This window comes from Solitalea koreensis (assembly GCF_900182575.1).
GTDB lineage: Bacteria > Bacteroidota > Bacteroidia > Sphingobacteriales > Sphingobacteriaceae > Solitalea > Solitalea koreensis.
This window is the reverse complement of the sequence record NZ_FXSZ01000006.1, coordinates 162,796-178,840: the sequence shown is the minus strand read 5'-3', so window position 1 is coordinate 178,840 and position 16,045 is coordinate 162,796. Positions and strand designations below refer to the sequence as shown.

13 protein-coding genes are annotated in these 16,045 nt (G+C 39.9%); 2 read left to right on the top strand and 11 right to left on the bottom strand.

What is annotated here, in order from left to right; genetic code table 11:
* Positions 1-112 precede the first annotated feature (112 nt).
* Both FN756_RS10820 and yidC read left to right on the top strand, forming a co-directional pair.
* The gene (locus FN756_RS10820) at positions 113-1,738 is read left to right on the top strand and encodes a CTP synthase (protein ID WP_142604131.1); all 1,626 of its coding nucleotides are present in this window, start codon (positions 113-115) and stop codon (positions 1,736-1,738) included.
* 28 nt (positions 1,739-1,766) lie between these two features.
* A complete protein-coding gene (gene yidC, locus FN756_RS10815) occupies positions 1,767-3,548 on the top strand; it encodes a membrane protein insertase YidC (RefSeq protein ID WP_142604130.1) in 1,782 nt (593 codons plus the stop codon).
* 116 nt (positions 3,549-3,664) lie between these two features.
* Here yidC and FN756_RS10810 read toward each other — a convergent pair whose 3' ends face one another.
* From FN756_RS10810 to FN756_RS10760, 11 genes are all read right to left on the bottom strand, one after another.
* Positions 3,665-4,174, bottom strand: coding sequence for a hypothetical protein (locus tag FN756_RS10810; protein WP_142604129.1), 510 nt, complete (start codon positions 4,172-4,174; stop codon positions 3,665-3,667).
* 217 nt (positions 4,175-4,391) lie between these two features.
* Complete coding sequence (locus FN756_RS10805; RefSeq protein ID WP_142604128.1) at positions 4,392-4,607, bottom strand: heavy-metal-associated domain-containing protein; 216 nt, start codon at positions 4,605-4,607, stop codon at positions 4,392-4,394.
* Positions 4,608-4,689: 82 nt separating this feature from the next.
* Positions 4,690-6,921, bottom strand: a complete 2,232-nt coding sequence (locus tag FN756_RS10800) for a heavy metal translocating P-type ATPase (RefSeq protein ID WP_221929052.1) — start codon at positions 6,919-6,921, stop codon at positions 4,690-4,692.
* A gap of 88 nt (positions 6,922-7,009) precedes the next feature.
* Positions 7,010-7,570, bottom strand: coding sequence for an AraC family transcriptional regulator (locus FN756_RS10795; protein ID WP_142604127.1), 561 nt, complete (start codon positions 7,568-7,570; stop codon positions 7,010-7,012).
* A gap of 177 nt (positions 7,571-7,747) precedes the next feature.
* Positions 7,748-8,299: a DUF3347 domain-containing protein gene (locus tag FN756_RS10790; protein WP_142604126.1), complete on the bottom strand. Its 552-nt coding sequence runs from the start codon at positions 8,297-8,299 to the stop codon at positions 7,748-7,750.
* Positions 8,300-8,346: 47 nt separating this feature from the next.
* Positions 8,347-9,555, bottom strand: a complete 1,209-nt coding sequence (locus tag FN756_RS10785; protein ID WP_142604125.1) for an efflux RND transporter periplasmic adaptor subunit — start codon at positions 9,553-9,555, stop codon at positions 8,347-8,349.
* An 11-nt stretch (positions 9,556-9,566) separates the two neighbouring features.
* Positions 9,567-10,925 (bottom strand): efflux RND transporter periplasmic adaptor subunit, encoded by a 1,359-nt coding sequence (locus FN756_RS10780; RefSeq protein ID WP_185955253.1) that lies wholly within the window; start codon positions 10,923-10,925, stop codon positions 9,567-9,569.
* Complete coding sequence (locus FN756_RS10775) at positions 10,915-12,168, bottom strand: TolC family protein (RefSeq protein WP_185955252.1); 1,254 nt, start codon at positions 12,166-12,168, stop codon at positions 10,915-10,917. Before FN756_RS10775 ends, FN756_RS10780 begins: the two co-directional genes overlap by 11 nt.
* Complete coding sequence (locus FN756_RS14700) at positions 12,155-14,107, bottom strand: efflux RND transporter permease subunit (RefSeq protein ID WP_142604122.1); 1,953 nt, start codon at positions 14,105-14,107, stop codon at positions 12,155-12,157. The genes FN756_RS10775 and FN756_RS14700 overlap by 14 nt, the downstream gene beginning before the upstream one ends.
* 11 nt (positions 14,108-14,118) lie before the next feature.
* Entirely contained in the window at positions 14,119-15,402 is a 1,284-nt protein-coding gene (locus FN756_RS14695) for an efflux RND transporter permease subunit (protein WP_142604121.1), read from the bottom strand.
* A 182-nt stretch (positions 15,403-15,584) separates the two neighbouring features.
* A complete protein-coding gene (locus tag FN756_RS10760; protein WP_142604120.1) occupies positions 15,585-16,025 on the bottom strand; it encodes an HYC_CC_PP family protein in 441 nt (146 codons plus the stop codon).
* Positions 16,026-16,045: the final 20 nt, after the last annotated feature.

Genomic DNA, 16,045 nt, shown 5'->3' with positions numbered 1-16,045 from the left:
CACAACCGACTGATTATCAAATGATAGAATAATGACAAAATATTCCGATTCTCACTCACTTATTTTCCTATCTTTGCATCCCGTAACCAGCAAGTAACAATAAAATCCAATCATGACAAAGTACGTTTTCGTTACGGGAGGTGTTACCTCTTCATTAGGAAAAGGAATTATTTCGGCATCATTAGCCAAATTATTACAAGCAAGAGGATATAAAGTCACTATCCAAAAATTAGACCCTTATATTAACATCGACCCGGGAACGCTAAATCCATACGAGCACGGCGAATGTTATGTAACCGAAGATGGTGCAGAAACCGATCTTGACTTAGGTCACTACGAACGTTTTCTTAACGTTCCTACTTCACAGGCCAATAACATCACTACCGGACGTATTTATCAAAATGTAATTAACAAGGAACGTAAAGGCGATTACTTAGGTAAAACCGTACAGGTTGTTCCTCACATTACCAATGAGATCAAAGATAACTTCCGTTTATTAGGAGAAAGTGGTAATTATGATATTGTAATTACTGAATTAGGTGGTACCGTTGGCGATATTGAGTCATTGCCGTACATTGAGGCTGTTCGTCAGTTCCGTTGGGAATACGGTTACACCAATACTTTGGTAATTCACTTAACTTTATTACCCTACCTTGCTGCAGCAGGTGAGTTAAAAACCAAGCCTACTCAACACTCGGTTAAAATGTTATTGGAATACGGCATTCAACCTGATATTTTGGTTTGCCGTACCGAGCACAAAATTTCAAACGAGATTCGTAAAAAGATTGCGCTGTTCTGTAACGTTAACGCCAATGCGGTAATCGAATCAATTGATGCAGAGACCATTTACGATGTGCCGTTATTGATGTTGAAAGAGCAATTGGATCGTATTGTGCTTACCAAATTAAAACTTCCAATTAAAGCTGAACCGGATCTTGAGAGCTGGAAAGATTTCCTCGGAAACCTCAAAAACCCTACTTCAGAGGTTAGAATTGGCTTGGTTGGTAAATACGTTGAACTGCCTGATGCCTACAAATCAATTACTGAGGCATTTATTCATGCAGGTTCTAAAAATGAGTGCAAGGTTAACTTAAAATACATTCATTCAGAATATATCACGCCTGAAAACGTTAAAGAAAAACTTGGCGAACTAGACGCCGTTCTTGTTGCTCCAGGTTTTGGTAACCGTGGTATTGAAGGCAAAATTGATGCAATCAAGTACGTACGTGAAAATAATATCCCTTTCATGGGAATTTGTTTGGGTATGCAATGCGCCGTTATTGAATTTGCTCGTAATGTTTTAGGCTTGCAAGATGCTCATTCAGCTGAAATGAATGCAGATACTCCTGATCCGGTTATCGGATTAATGGAAGAGCAGAAAAAGATTACCAACATGGGCGGAACCATGCGTTTGGGTGCATATCCATGCGATATTAAAAAAGGAACCAAGGCGTATAACATTTATGGCAAAAGCCATATCAGCGAGCGCCACCGTCATCGTTATGAATTTAACAATGCCTATTTGGAGCGTTTTAACGAGGCAGGAATGACAACTTCAGGTATTAACCCTGAAACCGGTTTGGTTGAGATTATAGAATATAAAAATCACCCTTGGTTCGTTGCCGGCCAGTTTCACCCTGAATTGAAAAGTACTGTTGCCAATCCGCATCCTTTATTCGTAAAATTTGTGGAAGCGGCAAAAGATCATCACGAACGATCACCAAAAAAAAATAAATAATTTAAATACGAGTATCATTTTATTTTAAATGGAAAAAAACACCTTCACAGGCTTATTTATCATTGCATTGATCCTTATTGGCTGGAGCTTTTTCATGAAGCCTACCCAACCGGAAATCAATCAATATAAAAAGCAAAGCGATTCAATCGAACTAGCTAAAAAGGGAATAGTAACCTCAGTGGCCACAGATTCAACCTCGAACACTGCCACTGTTGATACAGGCGTAATCCAAAAACCAGAGTTCATTACACTTGAAAACGAGTTAATGAAAGTAACATTGACCACTAAAGGTGGCCGTGTTTACGCTACTGAACTTAAAGGACAAAAAACAGCAGACGGAAAACCTGTAATTCTGTTTAATGGAGATGATAACCGTTTTGGTTTTAAAATCCCATTAACCGGTCGTAATTTGATTACTAATGATGAGTTCTTTAAACCTTTAGGTTCTTCCATTAATGTAGCAGGCACTGATTCAAACAGTGTTACATTGCGTCTTGCTGTATCTGCAACGCAATACATTGATTATGTGTATTCACTTAAAGGCAAAAGTTACCTGCTTGGTTACAATGTAAAAATGGTTGGCATGAACCAACTCATTGCGCCAAGTACGAAAAACTTAACCATTGAGTGGAGCAGTGCCTTATTACAGCAAGAAAAGGATATTAAGAGTGAACGCCAGTATTCAACCGTTTACTATAAGCCTCTTGAAGATAAAGCTGATTATTTATCAGAAACAAAAGATAAAGAAGAAAAAACCAGCTCATTGAAATGGGTGGCTTTCAAACAGCACTTCTTCTCTTCGGTACTTATTGCAAATAATGAAATTACCGGTTCAACTTTAAATACGGAAACTGATTTAACTAAATCAACAGTAAAGAAAATGACTGCTGATTTATCAGTTCCTTATCAATCAAAAGCTGAAGAAGTTTACGGAATGCAGTTTTACTTCGGCCCGAATCACTTCACCACGTTAAAAGCAACAGGTTACGATTTACAACAACTAATAAAGCTTGGTTGGGGTCCACTGGGTTTCATTAACCGTTGGGCAGTTATACCTCTATTTAACTTCTTGAATGGTTTTAATATGAATTACGGTATCATCATCTTATTACTAACCGTAATTCTTAAACTGGTATTATTGCCATTAACCTACAGCTCATACAAATCACAGGCTAAAATGCGTATTTTGAAGCCTGAGATGGATGCAATTAAGGCCAAGGTTGGTGAAGAAGATCAAACCCGCTTGCAACAAGAATACATGAAGCTGTACAAACAAGCTGGAGTTAATCCGCTGGCTGGCTGTGTGCCTTTATTGTTGCAAATGCCAATTTTGTTTGCCTTTTTCAAGTTCTTCCCTGCCTCTTTTGAGTTGCGTCAGCAATCGTTTTTATGGGTAAAAGATCTTTCAACATTTGATTCTGCGATTACATGGGGTACTACCCTACCGATTATCGGTAACCACATTAGCTTAATGTGTGTACTCATGACCATCTCAACCTTGATTTACACTTGGATGAACAATAAAATTTCAGGTGTAAGCGGTCAAATGAAGTACTTAGGTTATATTATGCCTGTAATGTTCATGGGTGTGTTAAACAGCTTCCCTGCAGGCTTGAACTATTATTACTTCTGTGCGAACATGATCACTTTTGGTCAGCAGTTCCTGATCCGCAAGTTTGTAAATGAAGATGCAATTCACGCACAGCTTGAGCAGAACAAAAAACGTCCTGAAGCCAATAAAAAATCAAAATGGCAGATGCGTTTAGAAGAAATGTCAAAACAGCAACAACAACGTGCTGTTAAGAAATAAAAATCTAACGGTAAACAAAAGCGGCTTCCAAATTATTGGAAGCCGCTTTTGTTTACCGTTTTTAGTATTTACTTAAAGGCAGTAAAAGGATTAAAATTGAAATCGAACATAGAGACCTATACCTTAAGATAATCTTCCAATTTGCCACTGTTTTTAACGGCTATCAACTTTTTAAGCTCTTTGGTTTGCTTAATACGATTGGCCTTATTTTCTGAATAATTCAACAACAACTTAAGTGTATTAAGCTTCATTGCATTTTGATTAGCAGCCCTCGATGGATTTTCAAGTGCATATTTAGCCATTGCAGGTAAATAGAGCGAAAGTATATCCGGATCACTCTGCAATAACTCACCTATGGATTCATCAATGTGAAATTTATAATCAGGAGTTCCGCCCATCCATTTTACTAACACTTCAATTGCAATCTGACGATTCTCATTACTATCATCTTGAGGAGTACTCAGAATATAATTGGCGCATTCAAGAATTTCAGGTTCAATTGATTTGAACTCAGAAGAGTGTGTTAAAGTTCTATTTTTAAGCGCCGTAAAGTCTTGACCGAATGAAGTAAGACAGAAAACAGAAGACAACAAGAATGTTAATAATAATGCAAATTTTGACTTCATAATATGCTTTGTTTTAACCGTTTACAAAAATGCAAAAATACACTAATTATCAAATAGTTAGCACCAATTTCTGGCTAACCTAAAATCTTAAAAACTGCAAAGAAAAGAGTTTGCATTCATTCACCTAACCTTTCGATTGATCCGTTGTCATGCTCATGATGTTTTTGATCATTGGTATGATCTTCATCATAATGACGCTGAGATAGAACTTTCTTGCTCATGATGATGAGATCAGTTCTATTTTAAACCCTGCTTCTTCGACTTTTCTTTTTACAAATTCAGTTAAAGAATTTTCAGCGTTTACAGTTAAAATCTTATTGGGATTCGCGGTGTCAACACTCCATTCATAAATACCTTCAGCATTATCTAAAAACGGGGTAACCTTAGTGATACATCCGCTACAATTTATGTTAGTTTTAAATTTAAGTTCCATCTTGATAGCATTAATAGTAAACAAATTTAATTGATAATACCACTTTGATTTTTACATGATCCAGCAATGCTTTATATAACTTCTAAAGCTTAGCTGTTTTCAACCGTAAGCTATTGGTAACGACTGAAACCGAACTTAAGGCCATTGCAGCACCGGCAATCATTGGATTTAATTGAAAACCAAAGAAAGGATAAAGCACACCGGCAGCTATAGGTATCCCAATTAAATTGTAAATAAAGGCCCAGAACAGATTTTGCTTGATCGTATTTACGGTTGATTTCGATAAACCAAAAGCTTTCGGTAACGCAGCCAAATCCGATGAAATAAGTGTCATAGAAGCTACATCAATTGCTATATCCGAACCCTTCCCCATTGCAATACTTACATCGGCTTGCGCCAGGGCATGAGCATCATTTATACCATCACCAATCATGGCCACCTTCTTACCCTTTTGCTGAAGATCCTGAATAAAATCAGCTTTATCAGATGGTAAAACTTCGGCCTTATAATTTTCAATGCCCACTTGCCTGGCTACTGCTGCCGCTGTTTCCTTATTATCTCCTGTTAACATATAAACCGTAATTCCCTGGTCTTTTAAATCAGTGATTACTTTTGCCGAAGCAACTTTAACCTTATCAGCAATAGCAATGATGGCTAATAACTGTTCGTTTCCTGCAAAATAAATAACCGTTTTGGCTTCTTTCTGTAAAGCCTCTGCTTTGAATAACCATTGATTATCAATCAAAATTCCATTCTCGAGCATGAGTTTGTGGCTGCCTATAAAAAATCTTTTCTTATTGTATGCAGCTTCCACACCTTTGCCGGTGATGCTTTTAAAATGTTCGATCTTTACGGATTCAACAACTTGTTCTTTCAACTTAAGGGTCACAGCTTCGGCCAAAGGATGCTCTGATTGTGACTCCATTGTAAAAAGAACCGATATGTTTTCCGGATTTTTATCCACCCATATAAGATCTGTTACCTGTGGTTTCCCCTCAGTAATAGTTCCTGTTTTATCTAAAATAATAGCGTTTACCTGATGAGCCATTTCGAGGCTTTGGGCATCTTTTATTAAAATTCCATTTTCAGCACCTTTTCCCACGCCAACCATAATGGCCGTTGGCGTTGCTAAACCCAAAGCACAAGGACAAGCAATAACAAGTACGGTAACCATAGCTAAAAGTGCCTGACTAAGTGCAGTATCTCCACCCAAAACCATCCACAGAACAAAACTTAGAATAGAAATCCCGATCACTATAGGTACAAAAATTCCAGCGATCTTATCTACTAACTTTTGCACAGGAGCCTTACTGCCTTGGGCTTGCTGCACCATTTGGATGATATGTGCAAGCAAGGTGTCCTTACCCACCTTTTCGGCTATAAACTTGAAACTTCCCTTTTGATTCACGGTGCCTGCAAAAACCTTTTCACCTTCATTCTTTGCCACAGGCACAGGCTCTCCACTGATCATACTTTCATCAACAAATGAGGTTCCTTCATATACAAGACCGTCTACAGGAATTTTATCACCGGGCCGTACCAGAATCCTGTCTCTCATTTGAATAGCTGAAATAGGCATTTCCGCTTCATGTCCGTTTTCATGAATTACGATGACTGTTTTAGGTTCTAAGCCCATCAGTTTTTTGATAGCTGATGAAGTATTTGATTTTGCTCTTTCTTCCAGTAATTTTCCTAAAAGGATAAAGGCAATAACAACTGCGGCCGCTTCAAAATAAACATGAGCATGTATCCCATTTCTGTGAAAAAAATCGGGATAAATTGTATTAAAAGCACTAAATAAAAAGGCGATACCCGTGCTCAATGCTACCAGAGTGTCCATATTAGCTTTACCATGTTTACCTATTTTATAGGCATTAATAAAGAAACTCTTGCCAAACCAAAAAAGAATTGGAACGGTAAGGATCATCATGATCCAGTTGGCGTAAGGCATATTCATAAAGAACATCCCAATGATTGCTACCGGCAATGCCAATGCTGAAGCCCAAATCGTTTTTCGTTTTAAACCCTCATACTGTTGTTGCTGTAAGTCTTCCAGTTTATCCTTGCTTTCTTCAGTTTCTTCAACCAAAATATCATACCCGATTGATTGGATGATTTTCTTAAAAGCTATGGGCTGAACAACGGATGGGTCATATTCCACAGAAGCCGTGCTGTTGGCAAAGTTGACACCTGCTTGAATAACGCCTTCCTGGGATTGCAACATACTCTCCACACTTAATGCACATGATGCACAGGTCATACCTCTAATGGGGAAAATTTTCTTTATGGTAGAATGAGCAGTGATTGTTTCCATGACTGTTTTTATCTTTTGTATTCAAAGATAGTTTCGGCAGGAGCACAAGGCCTTACACAATCATGGAATAGTTTTATAAAATTTCGGCCTACAGATGATCCAATGACATCCGTTTATGGTCGCTTAATTTTTTAAAGTGAGAAGGAGTAAGCCCTGTCGTTTTCTTAAATTGTGCAGAAAGGTGAGCAACACTGCTGTAGCCCAGTTCAAAAGCGATTTCGCTTAAGGTTAATTCATCATAAACCAACAATTCCTTTGCGCGTTCAATACGTTGAAGGATAAGATATTTTTCAATAGTTATACCCTCAACTGAAGAAAAGAGATTGCTTAGATTACTGTAATCGGAACCGACCTTTTGGGAAATATATTCCGAAACATTTGTTTTAAGGTGATCTTTTGAATGATGTATGAGTTCAACAATCACATTTTTGATCTTTTCAACTAATTGGGTTTTACGGTCATCGAGCAATTCAAAACCATTGCTTTCCAGAACCTCTTTAAGTTGAACTTTATTTACAAGATTTTCCTCTTCCCTCAACTCTACTTCACCCAGTTTGATATTTTCTATACTGTAACCCAATTTCTCAATTTCTTCTTTAACCACCTTAACGCAGCGGTTACAGACCATATTTTTAACATGTAGTAGCATAGTATAAAAGTAAATGTTTTGTCTCAAAAGTCGTGACATCCCGCAACAGGCTGCGACCCATGTTGATGCCGATTCCTCGCCTGCCTTGCCCAAAGTCTTGTACAGCGGGCAGGCAGGCGAAGGCAGTTTCCTCGGAATGACACGAAATGTTTTTGATACTTTTAAGACCTTTTCATGTTATTTCTTTACCAGGGTTTCTTCAACTGAACCGCACTTCATCATTTTATCACCGAAGTAAGGATTTTTGATCTCTTTTTCGTTCGACAACCAATATCCGCCATCGTTATTGTTGGCCATCGGACAAAATTCAAGATACACCTCACCGGATTTTACCCCCGACGATTTAATTAAACGTTCTACATTTTTGCTCAAATCGTTTAGAACAGCCCGTTGCTCCTCAATTGTGGATGAATTTGCGAGTTTTTCAGCTACAGCGGTGGCATCTTTATCATTTAGTTCGGTGATAGCTGTTTTTAAGGAAGCGGAGGCATTTTTGGCTTCGTTAACTTCTGATGCTACCAACGCATTTTTCAGATGAATATAGTGCTGATATACCATATTCAGTTTGTCGTTGTTAAATGTGGGATTCGCTGCTCCTTTTTCTTCCTCCACATGCTCATGCGTTGCCATGTCGTGGTTTTCGGTTTGTTCCTTGATTTTGTTCTTTCCGTTGCATGCGGCAAATACTCCTGCTACAAGAGCAATCGCCAAAATTGTGCGTAATTGCATTGTTTGTTTGTTATGTTGTTTATAAATCCTTATTATAATCAAGCTTGTTACATCGTTCCATGGTGGTGGCTGGCCATGGGATCGGTTCCTTTTTTAAGTTTCATCTCACTGTACAGCAAATACGCCCCACTAATCACTACTTCATCGCCATCTTTCACCCCTTGTTCAATCAGTACCCGATCAAAATTTTCTATACCTGTTTTTACCATGCGCGGTTCAAACGTATTATCGCCGGTTTTAACCCATATATGTTCGCCTTTACCATCGTGCAGCACTGCTTTTACAGGAAGAGTTATGGCATTTGATGCATTACCATAAGGAAGAAAAATATTGGCTCGCATTCCGGGTTGAAATTGCAGTTTAGGATTGCTCAGCCTGGCCCTGATGGTAATAATCTGAGAATTGGCATCGAATTGAGGTGAAATGAAATCAACTATAGATGTAATTGGTTCCGATTCAAAGCCATCAACTTGTACAGTTACAGTAGATTTCTCCTTCACATTCCCCAACTCGTTAGCAAATAGTTGCGCTTCCACCCAGAGCTGCTCCAGATTTTCAAGTTTCATCAATACACTTCCTTCGCCAACGTATTGCCCCTCAATAGCGCTTAATTCCGAAATAATGCCACTTGCCGGAGCAAGGAAATTGATATACGGATCCGTTTTGTCGGTATTGCCCAATCGCTCAATCTGTCCAGAAGTTTGTCCATATAATTCCAGCTTCTTCCTGGCAGCATCGGCCATTTCACTGTATCGTTTTTCATTAGGGAAAGCTGCCAATTGTTTCAGGGCAAGCAGGTATTCCTGTTCCATGGTTAACAATTGCTCGCTGTAAATTTTGTAGAGTGGCTGACCTTTTCGTACTGCAACACCCGTTTCTTTCACATAAAGTTGCTCCAACCGTCCGCTTACCCTACTAGAAATAACTTCGGTAAATTCAGGATTGTTCAGCAGTTTACCATTTAGCACTTTACTATTCGCCATGCTTCCTTTTCCAACCTTCATGGTCATAATATTGGCTAGTTTTTGTTGACTTTCATTAAGCCTGATTGACGCGTCTTTTCCTTGATCCGTCATGGGTACCAGATCCATTCCGCAAATTGGACAAGTGCCCGGCTTATCCTGAACAATCTGTGGGTGCATGGGGCAGGTATATTTTGTGCCTACTGTATCATGCTCCTTTTTCTTATCGCTACAAGCGACTAAAATAAAGAATGACAGTAGCACAAGGATGTTTAAATATCGTTTCGTTTTCATTACTTACCTTTTTAATTCAGTTTTGATTTGAATTTCACCAGGCTCTCACTGTCGACAAGAAACCAGGCATTTTCAGCAATCTTGTCGTTTATGTCAATTCCTGATAGAATTTCAATGAAACCATTCGTCCTTATTCCAACGGTAACCAGACGCGGTTCAAATGCCCCTGCATGTTTTACAAATACCACTCGTTGATTTCCTATTTGTAAGACAGCTTGTTTGGTCAACCACATGCCTTCTTTACTTTTCGAAGTAATAGTGCCTTTAATCAATTGTCCCACCCTCCAATTTTTAGAGTTGTTGGTTAAATAACTTCGCACTAACAAAAAGTTTTGTCCTTCTTTGTAAAAAGGTTGCACGAGGTTTACATTCGCCGAAATCATTTCTGTACTGTCATCAGCACTGATCAAATTAAGTGCTTGCCCTTTTTTCAGTGTTTGAATTTTTCCGGAGGGTACATAGAATTCAGCCCATAGTTTATTCGGGTTGAAAATCTTAAACACGGTTTCTCCAGATCCAATGTACTGCCCTTCCCTGATGCTTAGGGTTTGCCCCATTGATGTTGGTTGAGAAGTTGAAACCGTAGGTAACGACACAGAGCCAGCTGCACTTCCCATGCCCGACATTGCTCCACCTGAAGAATTTGTCGAAGTGGAAGTGGTAACCGTTGTATTGAAGCCGCTTAAACTATTTTCAGTAATGTATCCGCTGTAAGGGCTGTATACAGGGAAAGCATATTGCACTTTGCCCGTCCTCGTGATCTGGCCAACCTGGTGATTCGTAGCTCCAAGCAACAACAACTTCTCTTTTGCGCGGTTTATTAAATCTTCATTCTCACCGTTTTTCACCAGGTAAATCAATTCACGTTGGGCATTCACCAGATCGGGGCTGTAAATATCCATTACAAGTTGTCCTTTTTTTATAGGTTGATAATTGTAGCGAACATATAAACGTTCGATTCTTCCGGGGATGCGCGAAGCCAAGGCGTTCCAGTTGCGGGTATCATATGTAATACGTCCATTTAGTGTCAACTTTATTTCCTTCGGTCCCTTTTCGGGATATATAGTCTTAATGTTACTTACAATGATCTCGTTAGTGGGTTTTACTAAAGCATTTAAGTTTAAATTAGAATCCAGAGTTGCTCCACCTGCCATTTTTTTCACCAGGTCCATTCCGCAGATCGGGCAGGTTCCGGGCTTGGCCTGCACCACCTGCGGGTGCATTGAGCAGGTATATTCTGCAGCTTCACCCCCACTGTTTTTTTTATTACAGGCTGAAAACAGTAATAGAAGTCCAACAACTAAGAGACTTAGTCGTATTACCCCACCCATGCCAAAGCCTAGTTGTTGTTGGCAAAAGTTATTTTTCAAGCTGTTTCTCATAATCCGCAATCATTTGATAATACTGTTGTTTTTGCTCCAGATACTTCATCTGAGCCATGTTTAAGGCTTCCCATCCATCGATCACCAGCGGCAGATCGAGTTTGTTTTCCTGATAAGAGATCATCAGCGTTTCAAAACTCTTCTTTAATGCGGGCAGTATATGGGTTTCATAATTCGTCAAATGATGCTCCATCGTATGCAGGCCATGCTTCATACTAAAACTCATTCCCGACATCTGATTCAGCATTGCCTCCCGCTCCTTCTTCATGGCCTCGATTTCATAATCCATTTGCCTTACACCCGATTTGTACATTTTTGACGACCAAGGTGCCATTGGGATAGAGACCATACCCATCAAAGTATACATTAGCGGCATATGAGGATTGTAACCAATCATGTGATCAAACTTGATCTTAAAATCCGGTTTTGCTTCCGACTTTATTACTGTCTGGTTGAGTTTCATGGATTGTATGGTTTCGTTCATTCTTTGTATATCGCTACGAGCACTGCCCAAATAAGCTGTATCGGGCAAAACCGTCATATCATATTTTACCTGGCATGTTGTATCAATAGTGAAATCAAAATCGTAAGGCACATTCATCAGTCCCTTCATCCAATATTTGTTCTCCTGAATTTTAGAATTTGTTTCGACGAGCATATCCTCCACTTCACCAATGCGGGCTTCTGTTTTATAAATTGAACTTAACAGGCCCTGATTGTAGGTAAAGCGAATCTCTGCCAGCTTTTTCATGGTTTGCAGGATATCCTTGTTTTGCTGAAGCACGGCAATCTTTTTATCGAGCACCAGCCATTCATAGTATAGTTTCTTAGCCTGGCTACGCAGCTCATTGTATGAAACATTTTTGTTTTGAGCCTCAATACCAGCTTTCGATTTCATATAACTAGCCCTTGCATTTAACTTTATAGGATTTGGAATATCCTGTTCCAATGAGATCATGAACTGGCCCTGGTCGCCAGGCTGTTCTGCCATTTGTCCGGGATAGGGAGTCATAAATGTCCCAACTCCCGCCATTGGAGCCATCCATGCTTTTGCTCCTTTAGCCGACTCTTCCACCGCTTTTATCCTGGCGTCGTATTGCAAAAGCTGTGGACTATTTTGCTTTATGCGCGTTAAAATGCTGTCAAGCGTCATCACCTTTTGCTGGGCAAGTCCCCAGAAAGGCAAAAGAGTGATGATGGTTATACTGATTATTTTTTTAATGATGCACATCGTAAACCTCCATTTTTCCGAGTTTTCGCAATTCATACTCTTTAGTCATTAAAAATATGAGTGGGGTTACCAATAAAATGTGGGTTGATGAAGTCAACACCCCTCCGATCATAGGCAGTACAATGGGTTTCATTACATCGCTGCCAGCGCCCATCGACCATAAAACTGGCACCAAACCAAACAGAGCCACCGAAACGGTCATGAGCTTAGGGCGAAGACGTTTGGCAGCACCGGCAATAACAAATTCCTCTAATTCTTCCTTAGAAATTGTTTCACGCGAATTACCTCTCAATGCTACCAGTTGACGCATGGCGTCGTTCAAATAAATCACCATTACTACCCCGGTTTCAACAGCAATACCAAACAGAGCGATAAAGCCAACGGCCACGGCCACCGACAAGTTTACCCCGTAGAAATAAACCATGTACGCCCCACCGATTAAGGCAAAAGGTATGGTGATAAGGCTTAGGAAAGCTTCCCGGATAGATTTAAAAGCAAAATACAATGACAGAAAAATGATCACCACCACAATCGGGAGGATGAGCATTAATGTACGCTCTCCACTGATCAGGTTTTCGTATTGCCCGCTCCACTCTACAAAATATCCATTGGGCAATTTCAAATCGTTGTTTAATTGTTTTATGGCATCATTAACGGTAGTGCCCAGGTCTCTTTCACGAACGTTAAACATAACAGCGCCGCGTAGAATAGCATTTTCAGAAGTGATCATGGGCGGGCCATCTACAAATTTGATGTTAGCCACTGATGAAAGCGGAACAATGCCTGCATCTGAAGCATTTAGCGGAATACGTTTGATTTTTTCAACGCTGTTTCTGTAATCCTGAGCCAGGCGAACATGTATATTAAATCGTTTACGGCCTTCAATGGTATTGGTAAAAGGAGTTCCTCCCAGTGCAGATTCAACTGTCATATTTACTTCATCAACAGATAAGCCGTAACGGGCCAGTTTTTCGCGATCAATATCAATTTCCAAATATTTGCCGCCGGTAACAGGCTCCACATACAGATCTTTCACGCCAGGAATGTCTTGCAACAGTTTTTTAACCCGTTCAGAAACCTGAGCTATACTATCCAGTCGTTGGCCGTACACTTTTACACCCACATCGGTACGGATACCTGTTGCCAGCATATTGATGCGGTTGATGATCGGTTGAGTCCAGCCGTTTACCACGCCGGGTATTTGAAGTTTAGCATCTAATTCATCAATAATATCTTTCTTTGTAAAGCCTTCCCGCCATTCTGATTTAGGCTTCAGCATAATGATTGTTTCAATCATACTGATAGGCGAGTTATCAGTAGCTGTACTGGCCCTGCCTGCTTTGCCCAGTACTTTTTCTACCTCAGGAACAGATTTAATGATCTTATCCTGCACCTGAAGAATGCGCTTGGCTTCCGCATTGGAAACATCGGGCAAGGTTACCGGCATGAACAGAATGGATTGTTCATCCAATGGAGGCATAAACTCGCGCCCCATGCTCAAGACCAATGGAATGCTGATCAATAAAGCGATTATGTTTATGCCGATGGTGGTTTTGCGATGCCTCATGCACCATCGAATTATCGGTTCATAAATTCTTTCCAGAAACCGATTGATTGGGTTCTCTTCATCCGTTTTAAATCGTCCTTTCATAAAAAAGGAGATCATTACCGGCGCTAAAGTGATCACCAAAAGCGCATCGATAATCATGATGAATGTTTTGGTGTAAGCCAGCGGGTGAAACAACTTTCCTTCTTGCCCGGTTAGCAGGAATACTGGTAAGAAAGAGGTAATAATGATAATCGTTGAATAAAACACCCCTCTTGAAACCTGTTTGCATGATTTTTCAATGATCTCCATACGCTCTTCGCGGGATAACTCAACGTAATCTCGTTCTTTTGAAGAACGGATTCCCAACCATTTTTTTAGTTTATTCCACATAGTGAGATTCTTTATTGTTTTTCCCTGTTTAATTCAGCTTGCCGTGCAGCTAAATGTTTGTAAGAGTTCTCGGCCATAATGATTCCATTGTCGACAATAACCCCAATAGCCAAGGCAATACCGGTTAGCGACATGATATTTGAACTAATGCCAAATGCATTTAGCAAAATGAAACTTGCGGCAATGGTGATGGGTATTTGAATGATAATACTCAAGGCACTGCGCCAGTGGAAAAGGAAAATGATGACGATCAATGAAACGACGATCATTTCTTCGATCAGCGTTCTTTTTATTGAAGTGATTGATTCTTCAATCAAGCCGCTGCGATCGTACATAATATTGAACTTCATTCCTTTAGGAAGGCCCTTTGCTACTTCTTCCATTTTGGCTTTTACATTTTTAATTACTGCGTCGGCATTTTCGCCATAGCGCATCACCACGATTCCTCCAACGGCTTCTCCTTCTCCATTCACATCAAAAATTCCCAAACGGCTGCCCCCTGAGAGCTGCACGCTACCCACATCACTAAGTTTTACGGGGATTGATTGACGGGTTTTAACAGGAAGATTTTCTAAATCGCCGATCGATTTAATATATCCTGTGGTTTTAATGATGTAGCCGATGTCGCTCAACTCAAATTTACGTCCGCCTGCTTCGTTATTATTGATTCGAATAGTATTGATAACCTGCGCAACGGTTAATCCGTAATAGTTTAGCTTGTTTGGGTCAAGAGTTACTTCGTATTCTTTCTGAAAACCACCAAATGAAGCAATCTCACTGACGCCGGATACATTTTGAAGAGCGAATTTCACATACCAGTCTTGCACGGCACGTTGTTCACCCAAATCCATTCCGGGGGCATCCAGGGTATACCATAAAATATGCCCCACTCCGGTTCCGTCAGGTCCCAATTGTGGACTCACCCCGGCAGGAAGCAAGTTGGTGGCAGAACTCAATCTTTCCAATACTCGGGATCGGGCCCAGTAGATGTCTACGTTATCTTCAAAAATGATGTAGATAAAGCTCATGCCAAACATAGAATTGGCCCTAACGTACTTCACTTTGGGTATGCCTTGCAAGTTGGTTACCAGCGGATAGGTTATTTGGTCCTCCATGATTTGAGGGCTCCGGCCCATCCATTCGGTAAAAACAATTACCTGGTTCTCAGAAAGATCGGGTATAGCATCTACCTTACTAGTCCGGACAGAGCGTATTCCCCAACCGAATAACATGATAGCCACCAATAGGATCATAAACCTGTTCCTTAATGAAAAGGAAATAAGTTTTTCAATCATAAAATTTTATAATAAATGGAAAATAGACAATCGGGAGGCTGTCTAAAAGTGTTCCCTTGTCACCCTAAGCGTAGTCGAAGGCTCTTTAACATCATGAAACAGCTGTTTTCGGTTCCGCTCAACATGACAAAACAGGTTAGTTTGACTTTTGAGACAGCCTAATAAGGAAAAGGGGGAATAAATCAAATGCGGAAAACCTGCAAATAGGCAGCAGAGGTTGAATAGGTTGAATGGTATTTTTCACACGTGACTAATAGTGCATGGTTACTTGAACTTTCAGGGAAATGGTATTTTACAAATGAGAAAACATAAACGAACGTATTCAACAGCTTATAGTCAATCGGTGGAGCCTGGGCTTTTGGCTCTGCTTTAAATTCTCTGGCTTCAATACTGAAGGTTTTATCTTCGCAACAAAATTTCTTGATGACAATAGCGGATGAGGCGCTTTTTTCTGCCGACATTGACTTGATATCCATCATGCCACAGTCCTTAGCTTTAGCAAAAAGTGAAAAATGCTGAATTTTCCCACAACAAATATGTACTGACAGCGAAAATCCCGTTCCTGAAATAATAATCAGCAAGGATAATAAGACTGCCCATATTTGTTTGTGTTTTCGCATCATAACAAAAGTAAAAAGTATTT

Excerpts from the sequence above, each read along its gene's own strand:
- FN756_RS10820 (WP_142604131.1), top strand. The coding sequence starts at position 113 with ATGACAAAGTACGTTTTCGTTACGGGAGGTGTTACCTCTTCATTAGGA.
- yidC (WP_142604130.1), top strand. The coding sequence starts at position 1,767 with ATGGAAAAAAACACCTTCACAGGCTTATTTATCATTGCATTGATCCTT.
- FN756_RS10810 (WP_142604129.1), bottom strand. The coding sequence starts at position 4,174 with ATGAAGTCAAAATTTGCATTATTATTAACATTCTTGTTGTCTTCTGTT.
- FN756_RS10805 (WP_142604128.1), bottom strand. The coding sequence starts at position 4,607 with ATGGAACTTAAATTTAAAACTAACATAAATTGTAGCGGATGTATCACT.
- FN756_RS10800 (WP_221929052.1), bottom strand. The coding sequence starts at position 6,921 with ATGGAAACAATCACTGCTCATTCTACCATAAAGAAAATTTTCCCCATT.
- FN756_RS10795 (WP_142604127.1), bottom strand. The coding sequence starts at position 7,570 with ATGCTACTACATGTTAAAAATATGGTCTGTAACCGCTGCGTTAAGGTG.
- FN756_RS10790 (WP_142604126.1), bottom strand. The coding sequence starts at position 8,299 with ATGCAATTACGCACAATTTTGGCGATTGCTCTTGTAGCAGGAGTATTT.
- FN756_RS10785 (WP_142604125.1), bottom strand. The coding sequence starts at position 9,555 with ATGAAAACGAAACGATATTTAAACATCCTTGTGCTACTGTCATTCTTT.
- FN756_RS10775 (WP_185955252.1), bottom strand. The coding sequence starts at position 12,168 with ATGTGCATCATTAAAAAAATAATCAGTATAACCATCATCACTCTTTTG.
- FN756_RS14700 (WP_142604122.1), bottom strand. The coding sequence starts at position 14,107 with ATGTGGAATAAACTAAAAAAATGGTTGGGAATCCGTTCTTCAAAAGAA.
- FN756_RS14695 (WP_142604121.1), bottom strand. The coding sequence starts at position 15,402 with ATGATTGAAAAACTTATTTCCTTTTCATTAAGGAACAGGTTTATGATC.
- FN756_RS10760 (WP_142604120.1), bottom strand. The coding sequence starts at position 16,025 with ATGATGCGAAAACACAAACAAATATGGGCAGTCTTATTATCCTTGCTG.